The organism is Actinomycetota bacterium (assembly GCA_014360655.1).
Classification (GTDB): Bacteria; Actinomycetota; Geothermincolia; order Geothermincolales; family RBG-13-55-18; genus JACIXC01.
This window is the reverse complement of sequence record JACIXC010000001.1, coordinates 294,827-314,378: the sequence shown is the minus strand read 5'-3', so window position 1 is coordinate 314,378 and position 19,552 is coordinate 294,827. Positions and strand designations below refer to the sequence as shown.

Annotated in this window: 12 protein-coding genes; 8 read left to right on the top strand and 4 right to left on the bottom strand. The window is 66.0% G+C overall.

Going from position 1 to position 19,552, the window contains the following annotated elements:
* Nucleotides 1-100: 100 nt before the first annotated feature.
* Both H5T73_01245 and H5T73_01240 read right to left on the bottom strand, forming a co-directional pair.
* The gene (locus H5T73_01245) at nt 101-1,327 is read right to left on the bottom strand and encodes an MFS transporter (protein ID MBC7246389.1); all 1,227 of its coding nucleotides are present in this window, start codon (nt 1,325-1,327) and stop codon (nt 101-103) included.
* A complete protein-coding gene (locus H5T73_01240; GenBank protein MBC7246388.1) occupies nt 1,324-1,974 on the bottom strand; it encodes a CAP domain-containing protein in 651 nt (216 codons plus the stop codon). Before H5T73_01240 ends, H5T73_01245 begins: the two co-directional genes overlap by 4 nt.
* Nucleotides 1,975-2,310: 336 nt before the next feature.
* Between H5T73_01240 and H5T73_01235 the strand changes: the two genes are divergently transcribed.
* A complete protein-coding gene (locus tag H5T73_01235; GenBank protein MBC7246387.1) occupies nt 2,311-3,336 on the top strand; it encodes a ketopantoate reductase family protein in 1,026 nt (341 codons plus the stop codon).
* A 193-nt stretch (nt 3,337-3,529) separates the two neighbouring features.
* A complete protein-coding gene (locus H5T73_01230) occupies nt 3,530-4,018 on the top strand; it encodes a PaaI family thioesterase (protein ID MBC7246386.1) in 489 nt (162 codons plus the stop codon).
* Nucleotides 4,019-4,223: 205 nt separating this feature from the next.
* On the opposite strand, the gene H5T73_01225 is transcribed toward H5T73_01230, so the two are convergent.
* Complete coding sequence (locus H5T73_01225; protein MBC7246385.1) at nt 4,224-4,871, bottom strand: DivIVA domain-containing protein; 648 nt, start codon at nt 4,869-4,871, stop codon at nt 4,224-4,226.
* 510 nt (nt 4,872-5,381) lie between these two features.
* Here H5T73_01225 and H5T73_01220 point away from each other — a divergent pair.
* The 3 genes from H5T73_01220 (at nt 5,382) to H5T73_01210 (ending at nt 14,310) form a co-directional block, all read left to right on the top strand.
* Nucleotides 5,382-9,635 (top strand): HEAT repeat domain-containing protein, encoded by a 4,254-nt coding sequence (locus H5T73_01220; protein MBC7246384.1) that lies wholly within the window; start codon nt 5,382-5,384, stop codon nt 9,633-9,635.
* Nucleotides 9,636-9,968: 333 nt separating this feature from the next.
* On the top strand, nt 9,969-13,250 hold the full coding sequence (locus tag H5T73_01215; protein ID MBC7246383.1) for a GAF domain-containing protein: 3,282 nt from the start codon (nt 9,969-9,971) through the stop codon (nt 13,248-13,250).
* Nucleotides 13,251-13,410: 160 nt separating this feature from the next.
* Nucleotides 13,411-14,310, top strand: a complete 900-nt coding sequence (locus H5T73_01210) for a metallophosphoesterase (protein MBC7246382.1) — start codon at nt 13,411-13,413, stop codon at nt 14,308-14,310.
* 87 nt (nt 14,311-14,397) lie between these two features.
* On the opposite strand, the gene H5T73_01205 is transcribed toward H5T73_01210, so the two are convergent.
* Nucleotides 14,398-14,739, bottom strand: a complete 342-nt coding sequence (locus tag H5T73_01205; GenBank protein ID MBC7246381.1) for a cupin domain-containing protein — start codon at nt 14,737-14,739, stop codon at nt 14,398-14,400.
* A gap of 256 nt (nt 14,740-14,995) precedes the next feature.
* On the opposite strand from H5T73_01205, the gene H5T73_01200 reads away from it, so the two are divergent.
* The 3 genes from H5T73_01200 to H5T73_01190 all read left to right on the top strand — a co-directional run bounded on the left by H5T73_01200 (nt 14,996) and on the right by H5T73_01190 (nt 19,407).
* Nucleotides 14,996-15,985 carry a uroporphyrinogen decarboxylase family protein gene (locus H5T73_01200; protein MBC7246380.1) on the top strand — a complete coding sequence of 330 codons (990 nt, stop codon included), beginning with the start codon at nt 14,996-14,998 and terminating at the stop codon, nt 15,983-15,985.
* A 153-nt stretch (nt 15,986-16,138) separates the two neighbouring features.
* Entirely contained in the window at nt 16,139-18,289 is a 2,151-nt protein-coding gene (locus tag H5T73_01195) for a S8 family serine peptidase (GenBank protein MBC7246379.1), read from the top strand.
* Nucleotides 18,290-18,315: 26 nt separating this feature from the next.
* On the top strand, nt 18,316-19,407 hold the full coding sequence (locus H5T73_01190) for a 4Fe-4S binding protein (GenBank protein ID MBC7246378.1): 1,092 nt from the start codon (nt 18,316-18,318) through the stop codon (nt 19,405-19,407).
* Nucleotides 19,408-19,552 lie beyond the last annotated feature (145 nt).

The following is a 19,552-nucleotide window of genomic DNA, read 5'->3' as shown; positions in this document are numbered from 1 at the left end:
CAGCGAAAGACCGCTGACCCTGCCTGCCCGCGCTGCCGTATGGCATGTTGATGGGGTTAGTTTAACGCCTGTGGGGAACGGCCACAATGACCCTCCCGGTCTAGCCCTCCACGCCAGCCTTCTCAGCGGATGCCTCGAGCCGTCCCGATGTCCGCGCGTAGAAATAGAGGAGGCCTGCGGCCGCAAGACAACCGCTTGTCACGTACATCGCTGCGTATCCCCAGAGGTCGGCGAGGGGGCCCAGGGCGATGCCGCCCAGGCCGATGCCGCCGTCGAAGACCGCCATGAATATCCCCAGGGCGAGGCCCCTGGAATCGGGCGGGGTGTGGTCGAGGAGTAGCGCGGAGAGGGTGGTGGGCAGGTAGGCGAACCCGACGGCGTAGATGAAGCTTCCCAGGATGAGCAGGGCCAGGTTGGCGGAAAAGGCGAGTACGATCAGCCCGGCAAGGGTCACGAAGGCGGAGAAGAGGATGAGGGGTCGGCGGGAGATGCGGTCCGCCCTCTTCCCCACGCCCAACCGGAACACGATGAGGGTGGCGGCGAAGACCGTGAAGAAGAGCTCGCCCTGCTCGATGCCGTGTTCCAGCGACGAGAGGACGATGAAGGTCTGCAGGGCGCCAAAGGTCATGGTGAATCCCAGTACCGCCGTGTATATGGCCCGCTGCAGGCTCGTGATGCGTGCGTGGCGCTCCCTGCCGGGGCCCGTTCCTTCGCCCTGCGCACCGCTCTCCCGGATTATCAGCGTGGAGAGGAAGGAGAGCACGGCGACGGATCCCGCGACGAGGTAGAGGGGCGTGAAGCCCCAGCTCTCCTTCATGGCCTCCGCGGCCAGGGGAGCCAGGGCGATGGTCACGTCGACGGATATGTAGAAGAGGGCGATGGCCTGCAGGCGGCGCCGCGGAGGAGCCAGGTCGCCCACCATGGCGTAGGCCGCGGTATGGAAGGCTGCCAGGCCCAGGCCGTTGAGGAAACGGATGATGAACAGGGGGAGGGCGGACCCGAAGGCTGCGTAGAGGAAGGTGGAGGCCCCCAGCAAGGCGGTCCCCCAGGCGAAGACGAGCTTGCGGCCATGCCGGTCCGCTGCTCGCCCCAGCATGGGGCGCAGCAGGGCGGCCACCGTGGCCATGGACATGATGGCCCCGATGAGGGCATTGCTGTAGCCCCTATCCTCCAGGAAGACGGGGAGCACGGGGATGATCATGTATATAGAAAAAAATGCCAGGAAATTGCTGACGCACACGAGCACGAAATCCCTGACCAGCAGCCTTTCGCCGTGGTCATCCCCGGCGGCAGGCGCATGCGCTTGCAACCCTCGAGCCTGGTTCATGAGAAGTTCTCCGTGATATAGACCTCGCCCTCGCCGTTGACGAAGATGCCGATCCCCTCTCGCGAGAAGGGGGTGAGGATGTTCTCGCGGTGTCCGGGGCTGTCCATCCAGCCGTCCACGGTGGAGCGTGCCAGCTTTTCGAGGTCGTTGAACGTATAGGAGAGCACCTCCCCGCTGAGCTGGTCGTAGGTGTAGGAGGCCACCACGTTGTTGAGGAAGAGGTTTTCCCCTCCCACGTAGACCTGGTCCCCCACGCGCGTCTGCAGGGTGTAGCCGTTCTTGCGGTAGCGGGCGGAGAAGTCCTCGCCCTCCGGGCTGACGTGGTCGAAGTAGTCCCGGTCCGACATGTCCTTGCTGTGGGCGTAGGCGATCTGGGCCAGCTGCTGGTCCCACTGCAGGTCGCGCAGGCCGCGCTTCTTCCTCTCCTCGTTTATGTACCTGTGGATCAGGGAGGCGAGCTGGGACGCGTTGTCCCTCACGTACCGCACGTGCTCCGCGAGCTCCAGCGCCAGGCGCGCGCTGTCCTCGGCGTTGCGTTCCTGCGTGCCGGAAACGCTGCCGCCGAGGCATCCGCCGGCTGGAAATGCCAGTAGCGATGCGGCAATGAGGAAAACGATCGTCGGGAGAAGGGTCCCGCGAAGCTTCACCTGTTCCCACCTCCGTAAAAAGATTCTACCAGATGGGAAGGAACGCGGCCGCGCGGTCACGCAGCAGGCGCGCTTCTGCGGCGGCGCGCCATCGCAACGGTCGCAGCACGTGCCATCGCAACGGTCGCAGCACGCGGCATTGCATCGCCGGGCGGTCGCCGGGGTGGAACGCGGCCGCGGGCGACGCACAGGGCGCCCGGGGCGCCCATACGCTTATAATATGAGCGTGGCACGAGAGAAGGAGACACGGGCGCGTTACTTCACGGGAGGGAGGCCGGCCGAAGGGGCGGAAGTTAAAGACGGGAGGTCCGTGTCGCGAGCGAGGGAGGGATGGATATGAGGATAGCTCTGGTGGGAGCGGGCTCCATGGGCACCGTCATCGGCGCCCTGCTCACGCGGGGAGGGGAGGACATCGTCCTGGTGGACGTGAACGAGGCCCACGTGAGAGCCATGAACGAGAAGGGGGCGCGTGTAACCGGTCACATGCAACTGACCGTGCCGGTGCGGGCCATAACCCCAGCGGAGATGCAGGGGATATACGATCTGGTCATTTACGTGGTGAAGACCACCTACGACGACGTTGCCCTCCCCGAGATCCTCCCTTACATCGGGGAGGAGAGCGCCGTCATCACCCTGCAGAACGGCGTTCCCGAAGACAGGGTCGCCGCGGTGGTGGGGAGGGAGAGGACACTGGGAGGGGCCATCGGCTGGGGGGCCACCCTCCTGGAGCCCGGGGTGTCGGAGCTGACCAGCGAGACGGAGGCCATGACCTACGATATCGGGGAGCTTGACGGCACGGTGACCGAACGGCTGCAGGCGATCAAGGCCATCCTCGAGAAGGCCGGAAAGCCGGAGATCACCACCAACCTGGCCGGTATACGCTGGACCAAGCTCATGGCCAACGTATCTTTCAGCGGCGTCGGAGCGGCCCTTAACTGCACCTATGGGGAGATCCTCGACAACGAGAAGGCCCTGGTGGCGGCGACGTCCATCATCGTGGAGACCATCAAGACGGCGCGTGCCCTGGGTATAACCATGGAGCCCATGCAGGGCGTGGATCCCGGCATCCTCCTGGACATCATCAGGGAGAGCGAGGAGAACGCGCTCAACGTCATCCGCATGGTGTGGGGCAGGCACCGCGACCTCGTCGCCAGCATGCTGCAGGACCTGCGCAAGGGCTTGCCCTGCGAGGTGGAGACGCTGAACGGGTATCTCTCGGCCAGGTCGGCGGAAGTGGGGGTTCCCACCCCGGTGAACGACAGGGTCACCGACATCATCCGCGGTATCCAGGAGGGGAGATATCCCCTGAGCTTCGAGAACCTGGACATGATCGAGGTGAGGCCCCTGCAGGAGATAATATGAGCGAACGGGTACGTGCGAAAGGATACGGGCGAACGCGGTCGGGGACCGGTGGGGCGTGAATCCTGGGTGACCCGGCGGAGGGGACCGCGTCGCTAGCGGCGGTGCCGCCTCCGCGTCCCGGAGTGAAAGTCCCGGAGTGAAAGTCCCGGAGTGAAAGTCTCGGAGTGAAAGTCTCGGAGTGAAAGGTGGAAACATGAGCGAAGAGGGCGGCCTGCGTGACCTGAGGGAGGGCATCTTCTCGCTCCTAAACAACTCACCCTTCTACCGCCACCTGGGCATGGAGGTGCTGGAGATGGGCGAGGGGCGGGCGAGGCTGCGCCTGGAGGTTAGGGAGGAGCACAAGAACCTCTACGGCATCCTGCACGGGGGTGTTCTCGCCGCCCTCCTCGACTCGACCTGTTCCATCGCCGTGGGGACGCTTCTCGGTGAGGGCGAGGCCGCGGTGACGCTGGACCAGCGCATCAACTTCATTTCCAACGTGAGCGGCGGGGTCCTTTACGGCGAGGGGAAGGCCCTGCACAAGGGGCGCTACACCGGCGTGGGCCAGGGGGAGGTGAGGGACGAGGAAGGCAACCTGGTCGCTGCGGGCATGACCACCGTTTTCGTGGTGAGGGCGGGGGAGACGCGTATCCGTGATTCGCGGGACCCCGTAGACGAGCGCATCAAGCCCGAGGGTGCGTGAGCGTTGATGCCGGGTGACCCCACGGTGCCACGCCGTGAGGGTTGGGGGCGGTGAGCAGATTCTGCAAATGCGTGAGCGTTGATGCCGGGTGACCCCACCGCGCCGCAGGCGATGGGCGGCTGTTTGGTCCCCGGGACGATGATCGGGGGCGATGAAAAGGGCGCGTTGCGCACGCGCCCTTTTTCCGCGATCCCTTTCGCCGCGGCTAGTCCCAGATGTATTTCTCCTTATCCTCGCCGGGAGTTTCCGCGGACGCGGCGGCCCCGGCTTCTTCCTCGACGGGCGCGGCCTCTTCCTTTGCCACCTCGGCCTGCTCGCTTGCCGCCTGGACCTCCCCTTCCTCCACGGTCTCCGGCTCTTCGCTCACCGCCTTGGACTCCGACGAGATATCCGCTTTCAGGGTGCATTCCTCGTACTCCCCGAGAAGCTGCCGGCTCTTTTCGAGCAGCTCGCGCATGCGCGGGATCTGCTCCATGATCTGCTCGCGTACCGAGGCGACGGAGGAGATGATGCGTTCCCTCTCGCGCTCCATCTCTTTCACGATGCGTTCACTTCTTTCCTGGGCCCTCTTTATGATGGCCGCTGCCTGGCTCCTTGCCTCCTGCAGTATGTTGCCGGCGCTCTTCTGAGCATTGGTAAGCGCCGTCTGCAGCATCTTCTGCATCTCGTCGAACTGGGAGACCTTCTGATGCATGCGGGCGATGAGATCCTCCAGCTCCTTGTTCCGGCTTTCCAGCCTTTCCAGCTCGTCCGCCACGGAGTCAAGAAAGGAATCGACCTCCTGCCTGTCGTAGCCCCCGGTGCTGACGACGCTGAATTCCTTAAGATGGATGTCCATTGGGCTGATCGCCATTACCATCTCCTCCTTCAGAAGATCCGATCCATCGCCTCTCGTGAGGCAGTCCCCTTGCCTCAAAACCTAAGTATAAATTCTGCACATAGATTTCGCCACCACATGGCCATGTCATCGATAATGAACGAATCCCACGGATCACGACATGCCCCGAAGCGGAGCCTTACGGCAGCTGGCACGTTAGAATTCTCACCTGCCATACAATATAATTCTTTCTCGGCAAAGTAAATCCTCCAGGCATATGCAACGGCACGACGGGAAGGGCGGCGGGGTGCTCGCGCCGAAAGCCGGGGCGGCAAGGAGGGGGGTCGTCAGGGTTGACACGAAGGCCGTATATAATGGATGTTTAATAAGATGTAGAGTGCCTGGACCTTCACGGCAGGAAATGGGCATCACCCGGGCGGCGAGGACCCTGTTCGCTGCGGGACACGGAAATGACGAGAGAGGGCCGGCACCTTCGCGCGTTGTCATTGGAGAGGTCTTTCGCGGGATGACAAGGGGAGATGGCAGGTGAAAATCTTCAAGCCTTCCAGGACAAAGCTGATCAAGCCCAATATCGAGAAGATGGAGGCGAAGAGGGATGTCAACGGGCTGATACAGACCCTCAAGAGCGAGGACGTCAACTTGCGCATCAACGCCGCCCTGGCGCTGGGCAAGCTGAAGAGAGCACGCGCGGTGGCGCCACTTATCGAGGCCCTGCATGATCAGGACGAGGACGTCCGCTGGGCGGCGGCGTGGGCCCTGGGCGAGATAGGAAAACCGGCCGCGAGGCCCCTTATCCAGGCGCTGAGCGACGAGGACAGCGACGTCAGGTGGAAGGCGGCATGGAGCCTGGAAAAGATAGGCAAATCGGTCGTCGATTCCCTGGTACAGGCGTTGAGGACGGAGGAAGGGGAGGCGAAGGCGAAGGCGGCCCTGGTGCTGGGGTCCATAGGCGACGTCAGGGCCGTGCGCCCGCTGGTGCAGGCCCTGAAGGAAGAGGACGACAACGTGAGATGGGCGGCGGCGTGGGCCCTGGAGAAGCTGGGCGCTGTCGCCTCGAAATACCTCATCAACTCCCTGGGATCCGAGGAAGCCTCGGTGAGGAAGGACGCGGCCATCGCCCTGGGGGTGATACGCGACAAGACGGCGGTGGAACATCTGCTGGCGGCGATGAAGGATGAGGACAAGGAGGTGCGCAGGGAGGCGGCGGCGGCCCTGATAAGCCTGCACGAGCGCAGGGCGATCCCGGCCCTCGAACGTTATATGCGGGAGGGCGAGGACGATGTGCGCAAGCTGGCCGCGGCGGTCCTGGCCAAGCTGGACTGGCAGCCGGTCAGGGATGAGGACAAGGCCACCTTCTACCTCGCCAACCGCCAATGGGAAAAACTGGCTGAGCTGGGGCCAGATTCCATGCCATCGGTTCTGAGGGCCTTGAAAAAGGAGAGCTGGGAGGCGAGGAGCAAGGTGGCATCCGTTATAAAGGCGCAAGGCGCGCTCCTGGTGGATTCCCTTGCCGACGTCCTCACCGCGGAAGACGAGGACATCCGCCGCGAGGCGTCGTTGCTCCTCAAGGAGATGGCGGACGAGAGCATCCTCGACATCCTGCTGAAAGCCCTGGACAACAGCGACTGGTTCGTGCGCCGCAGTGCGGCGCTGGCGCTGGGTGAGGTCCAGGAAGAGAGGTCGGTAGAGACCCTCATCGGGGCCCTCAAAGACGAGGACGAGGACGTGCGCAGGGCGGCGGCGTGGGCCCTGGGGAGACTTGGCGTGATAGCGGTCGAGCCATTGCTCGAGGTGCTGAGGGAAGGCGGTGTCGAGGAACGGAGGGGAGCCGCCTGGGCCCTGGGGGTCATCGGCGACGAGCGCGCCTCCGATGCCCTGGTGGAGGCCCTCAGGGACGAGGACGAGGACGTGCGGCGCGGGGCGGCATGGGCCCTTTCGGAGATCGGCGAGAGCGCCGCGGCCTCCCTCTCTGGTGTGGCGGATGAGGAAGGCGTGCGGGTGATGGTCGAGGACATATTGGGCAGGGTGGAGACCGGCCGCGAACCTGCGCTTGCGGAGGAGGAGAAGGAAGCGGTGGAGGTGGCCCAGGAGGAGGCCCCCTTCCTGACGCCCGCGGACCTGCTGGGGATCACGCAGGAGATGGTCGCTCCCGCGCCGGAAGTGCCGGAGGAGGAAGAGGCGGGGGCGCTGGCCGCCTCGGAGGTGCTGGGAAAACTCGGTTGGAAGCCCCATGAAGAGGAGGATAAAGCGGGCCATTACATCGCCAAGCGGGAGTGGGATAAGGTAACGGAGCTGGGTGAATCCGCGGTCGATGCGCTGATCCAGGCATTGGAGGACGAGGACGAGGACGTGCGGGGAAGGGCGGCATGGGCCCTGGGGGTCATCGGAAGCGTCTACGCCGTGAACGCGCTGGTCAAGCGCCTCGAGGATAATGTCAGGGACGTGAGGGTAAAGGCGGCGGGAGCCCTCAAGAAGATCGGATACCCGGCCGTCGACGACCTTATCGATGCCCTCGTGGAAGGAGGGGACGAGCTGCGCAGGGAGGCGGCGAGGGTCCTGGGTGACATAGGCGACCTGAGGGCCATACCGCCGCTGGTAAAAGCCCTGAGCGACCCGGACGAAAAGGTCAGGGGAAGGGCGGCGAACGCCCTGGAGAAGATGGGCGAGCCGGTGGTGGAGGCGCTCCAGGACACGCTGCAGAAGGGGGACGAGAACGCCCGCGCGCTGGCGGCTTCCGTCCTAACGAGGCTGGGGTGGAAGCCCTCGGAGCTCGCGGTATCCGCGGAGGAGCTGCCCGTGCCGGAGAAGGCGGTAGAGGAAAGGGCGAGGGAACTCATCAAGGAGGGGAACTGGGAGGAAGTCGCCACCATGGGCGAGGGTGCCCTGGAGCCCCTGCTCGCAGCCCTCGGAGATGGGGACGCGGAGGTGCGCAGGGGTGCGGCTTGGGCCCTGGGCGTCATCAGGAACGAGAGGGCCACGGAACCCTTGATTGAGCGCCTTGGGGACACGGACGTCTCGGTGCGGCGCGGAGCCGCCTGGGCCCTGGGGGTCATCGGTGACGCGAGGGCCGTGCTCCCGCTCACGGAGGCGCTCTCGGACGAGGACGCGGAGGTGAGGCGTAAAACGGCCTGGGCCCTCGGGGAGATCGGAGACGGAAGGGCGGTGGATTCCTTGACGGCGGCCCTGAAGGACCCCGACGAGGACGTGCGCAGGGTCGCCTTCCTGGTTCTGGAGAAGCTGGGCTGGAAACCTGTGGAGGAGGAGGAGATCAGGAGGCTCATCGCCGACCGGGAGTGGGACAGGCTGGCCGGCATGGGAGACGTGGCGGTGGAATCCCTCATCGATGCGCTGCGCACGGGAGACGGCGAGACGCGCCTCAAGGCCGCCTGGGCCCTGGGGGAGATCGCCGACGCCAGGGCGCTCGATCCCCTCTTGGATGCGCTGCTGGACGGTGACGGCAGGGTGAGGGAGAAGGCTGTCTGGGCCCTGGGCCGGCTGGGCGACGAGAAGGCGGTGGATGGATTGCTGAAGGCGAGGGAAGATGAGGACGAGGGAGTGCGTGACGCCGCCGCGAGGGCGCTCGAGGAGATAGGATGGCGTCCCGTTCCCGTGGAGCCGCTGGTCGTGGAGGAGGCCCCCTTGCCGGAGGCCGTGGAGGCCGCCGCTGTCCCCTTGGCGGAGGAAGCGGTGGAGGAACGGGAAGTTGCCGCGGTGGAGGAAGGAGCTCCCGTTGCCGCGGTGGAAGCGGAGGAAGCCCCCGTCCCCGTCGCGGAAGTGCCGGAGGCCGTGGAGGCCGCCGCTGTCCCCTTGGCGGAGGAAGCGGTGGAGGAACGGGAAGTTGCCGCGGTGGAGGAAGGAGCTCCCGTTGCCGCGGTGGAAGCGGAGGAAGCCCCCGTCCCCGTCGCGGAAGCGGAAGCGCCCGTCCCGGAGGCGGCGGTGGAGGAAGTAGCCCCCGTCCCCGTCGCGGAAGGTGCGGAGGCGGCCGAGCGCTTGATCGCGCAGAGACGCTGGCGGGAGGTGCTGGAACTCGGAGGGGGAGCGGTGCCCGCGCTGGTAGGCGCGCTAGCCGATCGCGACAGCGGCGTGCGCCGCAAGGTGGCCTGGATACTGCGCGAAATAGGCGAGGCTGCGGTGCAGCCCTTGCGCGCGGCGCTTCAACACCGCGATGAGGCCGTGCGCGTCCTCGCACGGGACATACTCAAGAAGATGGGCTGGGAGACAGGGGACGAAGAGGCGAAGGCGGAGAGCCTGCTGGCCCAGGGAAAGTGGGACGACGTCACGCGCATGGGCAAACCGGCCCTGAAGCCGCTCACGCGCGCCCTGAAGGATGCGGGAGCGGACAAGAGGAGGAGGGCTGCTTCCGCGCTGGGCCTGCTGGGCGATACGGAGGCGGTGCCACCCCTCATCTCCGCGCTGGCGGACGAGGACAGGGAGGTGAGGTGGAGGGCCGCCTGGGCCCTTGGAAAGCTGGGCGACAGGCGGGCGGTGGCGGAGCTGGTAATGAGGCTGCGTGACGGGGACGCGGACGTGCGGGCGAAGGCGGCCGAGGCGCTGGACAGGCTCGCGTGGGAGCCCGCGGACGATGCGGAGAGGGCGCGCTATTTCATCGCCACGCGTCGCTGGAACAGGATCGCCGGGATCGGGGAAGCGGCGGTGGAGCCTCTCGCATCCGTGCGGGAGGACGAGGATCCCGAGGTGAGGGAGATGGCCGCGCTTCTCCTCGAGGAGATCCGGGGCGCGCAGGAGCTGGAAAGGCTCCTGAGAAGCGCCGGCGAATGAGGGTTTCAGGCGGGGAAGCCCCTACCGTTTCCATTCTCCAGGGGGTGGAGATCACGGAGGCGTTCCGCACTGCACGGGCATGCCCGGCTCCGATTCCGCACCATGGCATGTCGGGCTGACGCGAGGGGTCGTTGCCTTGCGGGGACAAGGGGGTGCCGCGCCGCGCTGACCCGGGGAAGGATTAAACGAACGCGGGCAAAATAATTATATGATAATGATGAATAACGATGACCAGGTCGGGTGAGGCGTTAGGGCGACCCTGCGCGCGCAAGGAGGTCCTCCCGGGAAAACGCCGCAGCACGCGGGTTGCCGGTATGTGAGGGGAGATGTGAGATGGAGCTGCGGGATGCGGTGGACCTGTACCGCGAGGTGCTTAGGCGCTACTCTTCGGGTTTCTCCCTGGAGGAAGTGCTGGGAGCCATCGCGGAAGCGGTGGGGGGAGAGCGCGCGGTGCTTTTCTCGCGCAAACAGGCCTCCTCCTTCCTGGAGCCCAGGCTGGCCTGGAACCTGGACGCGGGTGCCAGGGAGGCGATCAGGGGGAGGCTGCTGCCCGTGGAATGGGTCTCGCGCCAGGCCGCGCGGCGCTTCATCGCCGTGGACAGGAAGGGGCTCGCCGAGCTCGGCCTGGAGGAGATCACCGTCACGCCGGTCGAGCACGTTCTCCTCTTCCCCATCCGCAGCCACGCTTACCTTACGGCGGTGCTCCTGGTCGCCCTCGCCCCCCATGCCCCCCTCCCCGACCCCCAGTCTTTCAAGGCGGCGGCGGTCAGCGTCGTGCTGGAACGCATGGTGGAGCTCTTCGCCCTGGAGGACCGGCTGGGGGAGATCGCCGGGGCCAAGGAAGGCCCGGAAGTTGAGCTGGGGATACTTTCCGATTACGTGATAGGGAGGACGGACTGCGTGCGGGCCGCCTCCCTCAGCCTCGATCTCCTCATCAAGCTTTTCAACGTGGACGGGGGGACCGTCCACCGCCTGCGCGGTCCGGAGGAGGAGAAGATGGCCGTGCTCATCGCCTCCCGTGGATGGGGCGGCATGCCTGACCTGATCGAGCATCTCTTCGAGGAGAACCTGCCCGAGCTCCTGCAGTCGCTGCGCCGTTCGGGGGACAGGGAGCTGAGCCTGGACGCGAACCGCATCAGCGAGTTTTTCCCCGCCGTCAAGCCGTATTTCCACGCCAACCAGGTGAAGTCTTTCCTGCTCACCCCGATCTTTCGCGAGGATCAGCTGGTGGGCATCCTCACCCTCTTCGGGCGCACGTACACGGCCATGGGACCGCAGGACATGGAGCTGCTTGTCCAGGTCACGCACCGTCTGGGCGAGCTCTTCGCGGAGGAGGGAGTCTCCACCCAGCGGGAGGCGCGGAGGTCATCCGCGTGGGATCTGCCCGCCATGATAGAGGACCTGACCCGTATCGCCGAGGAAGCTGCGGACAGCGAGGGGTTCCTCTCGTCGGGGCTGCGCAAGGTATGCGTGGAACTGTCCGCGCGCATGGGTTTCGCTTACATGGGCGGGCGGGGGACGGAGGAGAGGTCGTTTCTCTGGTATGCCGACGCCGTATACGGCGGCGAGAAGCTGTTTCGCACTACGGGCGGGCTGGAAAAAGCTGCCATAGGCCTGCAGCGCATGTCGGTGGTGAAACCCGAAAGCCCCGCCATGGAGGAGATGCCCGCCTCGGAGCTGGCGACGGCCGGCGGCCTGACCCTGCTCCTGGTCCCGGCACGCGCAGGTACGAGGTTCCTTCTCTGCGGCTTTTACCTGCCCGGCGACAGCAGGTTCACCAAGTCGGAGCTGGACTCCCTTCCCTCCCTGGCGGGGTTGATGCTGCACCTTGCGGGAGGCGTGGATGAGAGGCTGCGCGCGGAGGAGTACCGCCGTTCGCTCGAGATGCTGGCGGAGCTGGAAGGAGAGCTGGCCGCGTGCGACGATCAGGGGAGGGCCCTGCGTATACTGGCACGCGGAGGGAGGGAGCTCTTCGGCTGCGACCGCGCGGTGGTCGCGGTGATAGACGGTGAGGCGCAGAGATTCGAGGGCGTGATGGACTGCGGCACGGGGGAGGAAAGCCTTGACATGACCCTCCTCACGAGGCCGGAGATGGTGGAGGCGCTACAGGGGAATTGTTCGCTGCGTAACGGCGTCCCCGCTGGGGAGAGCGGTGAAGGGGATTCGGGATGGCGCATAGCGGTACCCCTGGCGGGGAGAAAGGGCATTCTGGGCGCCATCCTCTTGGAGCGCAACGACGGCCGGGAGGCCTTCCGGGAATTCCACCTGAGGCTGGCCTGTTTCCTTGCGGGACAGGCTGTTTCCGTGCTCGAGTCCATGCAGGAAAGGGCGCGCAGCGGCGACCATCTCCAGGTGAGCAAGATACTGTTGCGCATCTCCAGGCGTCTTTCCGCGGCCGTTTCCCTCGAGGAAGCGTGCGGGGGTCTCTACAGGGAGCTCGAGAGCGTCGCCTCCGTTGACCTGTTCCTGGCATCTTTGCAGGGAAAGACGGGAGCAAGGCACGTGGGATGGATGAAGGGAGAAGCCCTGGACGAGGAGGAGTTCGCCGCCATCGTCGACCCCCAGGGAGCGCTCGCCCTTTCCCTGGCCCGTAGCGGGAAACTGGTGAGGAACAACCTGAACACCTTCCTGTGGGGGCCGGGAGAGGACAGGCTGGCACTGCGGGGGATAAGGTCCTACGTCGCGGTGCCCCTTCTCGGAGAGGGCATCAAGGGTATCCTGCTGGTAGGAAGCGTCAGGGGAGGGGCCTTCGCGGAGCGGGAGACGGAGTTGATAGAGAGGGCGGCGGGCCTGCTCGGCATGGCGGTTTCCGTTCCCCTGCGCGTGGAGGCCCTGCAGGCCCGCATCGGTCTTCTGGAGGACATGTGCCGCCGCCAGGAAGAGAACCTCAAGACCAAGACGGATCTTATCAGCATGGCCTCACACGAATTGCGCCACCCCCTCACCCTCATCATGGGCTTTTCGGAGGTGCTCCGCGAATACGGGCAGACGCTGGACGGCAGGGAGAGCCGGGAGATCATAGAGAAGCTGCGCAAGGCCGCGGACCGCCTGCGGCGCAGCGTCATCAACATGATGGAAGTCTCGCGGCTGGAGTCGGGCAAGCTGGCGGTGGACCTGGAGGAAGTGGACCTCGTGACCATGGTGGGGAGCCTGGTGGAGGAACTTCGCGCCAGGTCCTCAGATAACGTCGTGGAGGTGGACATAGCGGAGGATGCCGCCAGCGTGATTGCCGACCGCGACAAGCTGGAGATCGTCCTCTTCAATCTCATGGACAACGCGGCCAAGTATTCGCCTCCCGGTTCCAGGATCGAGGTCTTCGCCCACAGGGAAGGGAGGGAGGTCGTCCTGGGGGTGAGGGACGAGGGACAGGGCATCAGCGAGGAGAACGTGAACCTCATATTTCAGCCTTTCCGCAAGGGGGAAGGAAAGGAAGGGGGCACCATAAAGGGGATGGGGCTGGGACTCTACATCGTAAACAAACTGGTGGAAGCGCACGACGGGCGCATCGAGGTGAGGAGCGAACGCGGCAAGGGTTCCGTCTTTACGGTGCATATCCCTCAGCCCGATGGGGAGAACGCGCTTCCCCTCTATGACGGCGGTGCCCTGAGGGCCTGAGCGGGCGACGGCGGCGCCGGAGCAGGGAAACGCCGTGTTTCCGGCGTGGCCAGCTGTTTTATATCACGCGGAGGGGCGGCTCGCCTTTGCGGAAGATTTATCACGCGGTTATCCCTTAGAATAGAGATACACCCTTGCGGACCGGAGGGGGAGGCCGAGCTTGAGGATAGCGTACACCAGCGATCTCCACGTGGATATCTCGCAGCGGAACTGGGAGCTCGTTCCCTACCTCGCCGAAGTACTCAAGATCGTGGACCCCGACGTCTTCGTCATCGCGGGGGACGTGAGTCCCGAACTGGGAGACCTGGAGTACGCCCTCGATTGCTTCGCTTCGCTGCGCTGCCCGAAGCTCTTCGTCCCCGGCAACCAGGATATCTGGGTCCTTTCAGAGGAGATGCAGAACCTGGGGCACGACTCCTACGAGAAATACTACTTCTACCTGCCCGAGGTCTGTCGCCGCAACGACTTCGTCCCCCTCTGGATGGAGCCCCAGGTGTACAGGGGAGTCGGTTTCGCGGGCAGCATAGGATGGTACGATCACACCCACGGCACGGGGACCGCGGCGGTCGCCTTTCCCAGAGATTACCATTACCTGCTCGACAGCATCTGGAATGACATGCGCTGGGCCTGCTGGACGGACATCTCGACCATGGTGGCGGAGGGAGGGGCTCCCGTCAAGAGGGTGGATTTCGAGGTGGCGCGCGAGTTCAACTACCGCCTTGACCAGGATATAGAGGGCCTCAGCCGCGAAGCCGCGGTGCGGGAGGTGGTGGTGATCACGCATTACCCGCCCTTCGACGAGCTCTCCGTGGAGGGCATCCCCTTCCCGGGATCGCGGGAGACCGGCGGCGTGCTGTCCTCCCACGACAAGGTGACCGTTTCCATATCGGGACACATCCACGATCGCAGGGACATCGTGGTGAGGAACATACGGGCGGTGCGCTGCCCCGTCGGCTACCTGAGGAGGGAACACCAGAAATACCAGGAAGTGGTGAAGAACTGCCTGGAGGTCATCCACCTCATAGACGGCGAGGACCTGCTCCCCAGGGAACGGGCGTGAGAGTCGCCCGGGCGACACCCGAGGTCGCACCCCATCCATTGCCTCAGGCAACACCCCGCGCCTGGCCCCGCGTGTTGACCCGGGGCGTCATGACCCCGATGACGGTATGGTGCAGATGAAGCGCAGGATTCGCTCCCCCACGTTCCTCAACTGGTGCAGCTCTTCGCTCTCGACGAAGATCGCCGTCCCCGGCTCCACCCGCACGGAACCCCCTTCCGATACCAGCTCGCCCTCGCCCGAGAGGATGTAGATCTCGTGTTCCCAGGGATGGCGGTGCAGAGGGGAGTAGCCCGCGGGGGAGACCTCGAAGACCCGCATGTAGTAATGGGGAGCGCCGTCCTCCCGCGATATGAGCCACCTTATGGTGACGCCCGCGCTCTCGCCGCCGGGATCCTCGGCGGGAACCTCGCTGTAATGGACGACTTTCATGCGTCACATTATATATGCGCACCGCGGGGGAAGGAAGGCGCGTAGGTCGGGCCGGGGCACCCCGGCGGCCGCCCCTCGCGTTTCCGCCTTTCCTTGGTCGGCATGGAAGCATTGGGGTATTATGTTTCCAGGCGGGCGGCGGTGCCCGGGGAAAGGAAGGCGGCATCCCGGGATTGCGCGGGATATCGGGAGGCGGTCTTGAAGGAGAAAAGGCGTCGTTCGGGCGGGCGGCGGTGCTCAGGGAAGGGAAGGCGGCATGAACTTCTATGACTGGGTGGTGAGCCAGAGCGGCAGGCTTGCGGCTCCCCTGGTGGGATACCCCGGGGTGAGGCTGGCGGGAAAGTCGGTACGCGGCGCGGTAAACGATGCCGAGGTGCAGCTGGAGGCATTGCGCGCCCTGCGGGAACGCCTGCGGCCCGACATAACCTTCACGCTCCTGGACCCGACCGTGGAGGCGGAGGCGCTCGGCCTGGATGTGGAGTTCTTCGAGAGAAGGCCGCCCAACCTCGCGCAGCAGGAACTGCCGCGCCTTGAAAGGTTCATGGAGCTGGACCCGCCGGACCCGGAGAGGACGGCGCGCATGCCGCTCTTTCTCAGGGTGGCGGAGGAGCTGCGGGCTGACGGGACGGGCCTGTGCGGGGCTTTCGTCACCGGCCCGCTGACCCTTCTCTCCCAGCTCGCGGGGACGACGGATATGCTCGCGGAGATGGGAAAGGGAAGCGACATGAAGGACGCCCTTGCCTTCGCAACCTCCGTGGTGGGGGAGTACGCCGCCGCCCTTGCCTCGCGGGCGCACGTGGTCATGGTGGTGGACCCGGTGGCGGAAGCCCTCGATACCAGGGTTTTCCGCACCGTTTACCGCCCTTATCTCAGCGCCCTTTTCGGCATCATAAGGTCGGGGGGAGCGTGCGGGATGCTGCACATATGCGGCGACGTGACGCACCTCCTGGATGAGATTGGCAGCTGCGGCGGAGACGGCGTGCTCCTGGATGCGCGCATGGACATCGCCCAGGCGGCGGAACGCCTTCCCAGGAGCGTCGTCGTGCTGGGCAACCTGGACCCCAAGAGGGTTGTTCACCGCGGGACCGCCGAGGACGTGCGCTGGGAGACGCGGCGGCTGCTCAGGAACACCAAGGCGATAAGGAACTACGTCTTCTCCACCGGATGCGATGTGCCCCCGGAAGCGCCGCTGAAGAACCTGGAGGCGATGATGGAGGAAGTGCGCTCCTGGAAGCGCATCCCCTAGGTGGATACGCGGAAGCGGATTGGTGTCGCGCCGACCCGGCGGGCCAAAGGGCAAGCTGGGGAGGGCTGACGGCGGGAGGCGGAGGGCGAACTCGACCGGCCCACTGGCTCAGTGCCACGAGGCTTCCCTGGGAGCCTTACCGGCAGATCGCTTTTGGACGTGGATATGATGTGCTCGCGTAACGGGAGGCTTTGCCGCCGGGCGAAAGCCGTGATCCTCGCGGTGGTCCTGCTCACGGCGTGCGGCGCGGTCGGCTCGGGGGACGCCGCACGCGCGCAGGAGCCCGGTCCGTCGCCCGGTTTCCCCGTCCTCCTGACGAACGGCGCCATCTATCCCTGGGACCATGACGCGGGCCGCATCCCCCCCGCTTTCCGGGTCGACGGGTACCGGTCGTCCGGTCTCTATCTCGTGCAGTGCGCGGGGAGCATCGAGGGATCGTGGCTGGAGGCGGTGCGGGAAGCGGGGGGGAAGGTCTGCGGCTACATCCCCTACAACGCCTTGCTGGTGGCCGTGGACAACCGGCAACGCGCAGGGGTGGAGGGCCTGCCATTCGTTTCCTGGACGGGAATATACCAGCCCTATTTCAAGGTGTCCCCGTCCCTGCAATTGCAGCTCTCGCAGGGACGCGAGGCGACGGTGGCGGCCCTTCTCTACGACGGTTCGTTGCTGGAGGAGACGGCGCGGGCGCTGCGCGACATGGGCGTGGAGGTCCTGGAGGGGGAGAAGGACGCGTGGTGCGGCATCCTGGTCATGCGCGTGGCGCCGCACATGCTTGACGAGGTGGCCGCCCTGCGCGCCGTGGAGTGGCTGGAGTTGTACACCGGCGGTACCCTGGCCGGGAACGCGGTCGCCTCGCCGCGGGGCGCGTCGGCGGGCGATCTCCATCCCGATCACGCCGCTGCCGTCTCCACTCGGCCGGAGAAGGTCGCCCTCGCCGATAGCGGCCTGGCGAGCGCGGGCGCGGACGGCCTGCCGCAGACGCTCAGGAGCAGGGTGACCGGCGTCTACTCCTTCCGGGGAGACGAGGGAGAGGACGTGAGCGGGCACGGAACGGCGTTGGCGGGAGTTCTGCTCGCGGGCGACTCGCTGTCCTCGGAAGGCGACACGGCGCGCCCGAACCCCGTCGAGCTCGCCGTCTATGCCACCGGATACGGGATCGGCCCCCTGCCGCAGCCGGCCTCCATGACCGCGCTGCTGGAGAGGGCATACCTGGAGGGGGCGAGGTCGCTCCTCGACGGCAGCGTGCCTGAGGGCAGGGAATCCCTTTGTGCCTACGGGATCTACGGCTTTCAGAGGGATGCATTTGCCTGGGACCATGCGGACATGACTATAGTGGAGCCGGCGGGGAACGAGGGCACCGATGCTGACGGGGACGGGGTGGTGGACAGGGGGAGCCTGCTGGGGGGAGCGGCGGCCAAGAACGTGCTTGCGGTGGGGGGCTGCGAGGGTGCGGGCCGCGCCGGGAGCTACCGCGTCCCCACCTACGGCGAGTTGGAAGGCGCCTTTGCGGGGCGCTTCCCCGCCTCTCCCCTGAAGGAAGACAGGGCGGAAGGATCGACCCCGGGGATGGCCGCTTTCAGTTCGCGGGGTCCCACCACGGACGGCAGGATAAAGCCGGACCTGGTCGCCGCCGCGACGGGAGTGGTCACCTTCGCCGCGGCGGGAACCGCGGGTCGTCCCGCTGCGTTTCCCGTCGGCGACCGCACGTGCGTGGTCTACGGCACCGGCGTGGCTGCCGCGCTGGTGGCGGGAAGGGTGGCCTCCTTGAGGTCCGAGCTCACGGCGGCGAGGGGCGTGCCCCCGTCCGCCGCCCTCGTGAAGGCCTTCCTGGTGAACGGTGCGCTGGACCTGTATCCCGGCCAGTACGGCGAGGCGGGCTTGGAGGTGCCGCGCGCGCCCAACCCGGTGGAGGGATGGGGGAAGTGCGACTTCACTGCGCCCACGGACCGGGAAACCTGGTTAAGGGTCATCGACGACGGCGAGGGGATGCGCAGCGGAGAGTCGCGCGTTTTCCGCGTTGAGGTAAAAACTGGAAGCCAACTCAGGGTGACCCTGGCCTGGTCGGATTACCCCTCCCTTCCCCAGGCCAGGCTTCACCTGGTGAACGACCTCGACCTCAGGGTCATCGATCCCGAGGGAGGGTTCTCTTACCCGAACGGAAGGACCTCCCGCGATCCCCTGAACAACGTGGAGAGGGTGGTCCTGGACGTGTCCGGGAAACCGGGAACCTACACGCTGGAGATAGCCGCCGCGAACGTCCCCATGGCCCCACAACCGTACGCCCTGGTGGTCCAGCTCTTCTGAGGTCTTTCACGGGGAAAGGAGCCGACGTGGCGAAAGACGACGCTTACCGGAGATTGCGCGAGTTCCTGGACCGCATGCCCCTGGGATTTCCTTCCACCCCCTCCGGGGTGGAGATACGCATCCTGAAAGCGCTTTTCACGGAGGAGGAGGCGGAGCTGGCCACGTTGCTCACGCCCTTTCCGGAGGATGCGGAGGCCATCGCCGCGCGCGCCGGGCTCGACGCCGCGTACCTGGATAAGAGGCTGGAGGAGATGTCGCGCAAGGGGCTGCTGTTCCGCTCGCGCAGGGAAGGCCGTGCCTATTACAACACCGCCCCCTTCATGATCGGCCTCTACGAGTACTCGGTGGGAAAGATGGACGGGGAGCTGGCCGCACTCTACCGCGAGTATTACGAGTCGGCCTACATGGAGGAGATGGGCGCCAGCGGCGTCCCCGGCTTCAAGGTGCTCCCCCTCGGGGAAAGGGTGGTGGCCGACCTCACGGTGTACCCGTTCCTGGACCTGCTGGACCAGGTGCGGTCCGCGCGGGCTATCTCGGTGGCGGAATGCATCTGCCGCAAGGAGGCGGCGCTTACCGGGAAGGGCTGCGGTTTTCCCATGGAGACCTGCCTCAGCTTCGGGACGGCCGCGGAGTACTACATCGAGAACGGCATCGGGCGGGAGATAGACGCCGCGGAGGCCATAGATATCCTGAGGCGGGCGGACGAGGCCGGGCTGGTCCATGCGGGCGCCAACACCAGGCACCTTTCCAACATCTGCAACTGCTGCCCCTGCTGCTGCGCCTCCATGAAGGGCATCACCAGGAGGGGCATGGACAAGCGCCTCTTCCTTAACGCCCTCTTCGAGGCGGTGGTCGACGTGGAGGAATGCACCGGCTGCGGGTCGTGCGTGGAGCGTTGCCCGGTGGGGGCGGTGCGGGTAAAGGAGGTGGCGGTGGTCGACCGGGAGAGGTGCCTCGGGTGCGGACTCTGCGCGGGAAGCTGTCCGGGCGAGGCGATCTCCGTGGTGTTGCGGGAGGACCGGGAAGAGCCCTTCGCGCGCATGGTGGACATGGGCCTGGCCATCCTCAAGGGCAAGGCGGAACGCAGGGGTGAACGGCAGGGGCAGGGAGGGGCGTGACGGCGGGAGCATAGCCCTTGTGGCCGCGCCCCTCGGCCACGTGGGCGCGACGCCGGGGGTGACGCGTTACGCCTTATGATAAAATCTTTTCATAAAGAGCTTTTGCGGGAAGGGAGCCTGCGACGCCCTGCGACGCCCGTTTCAT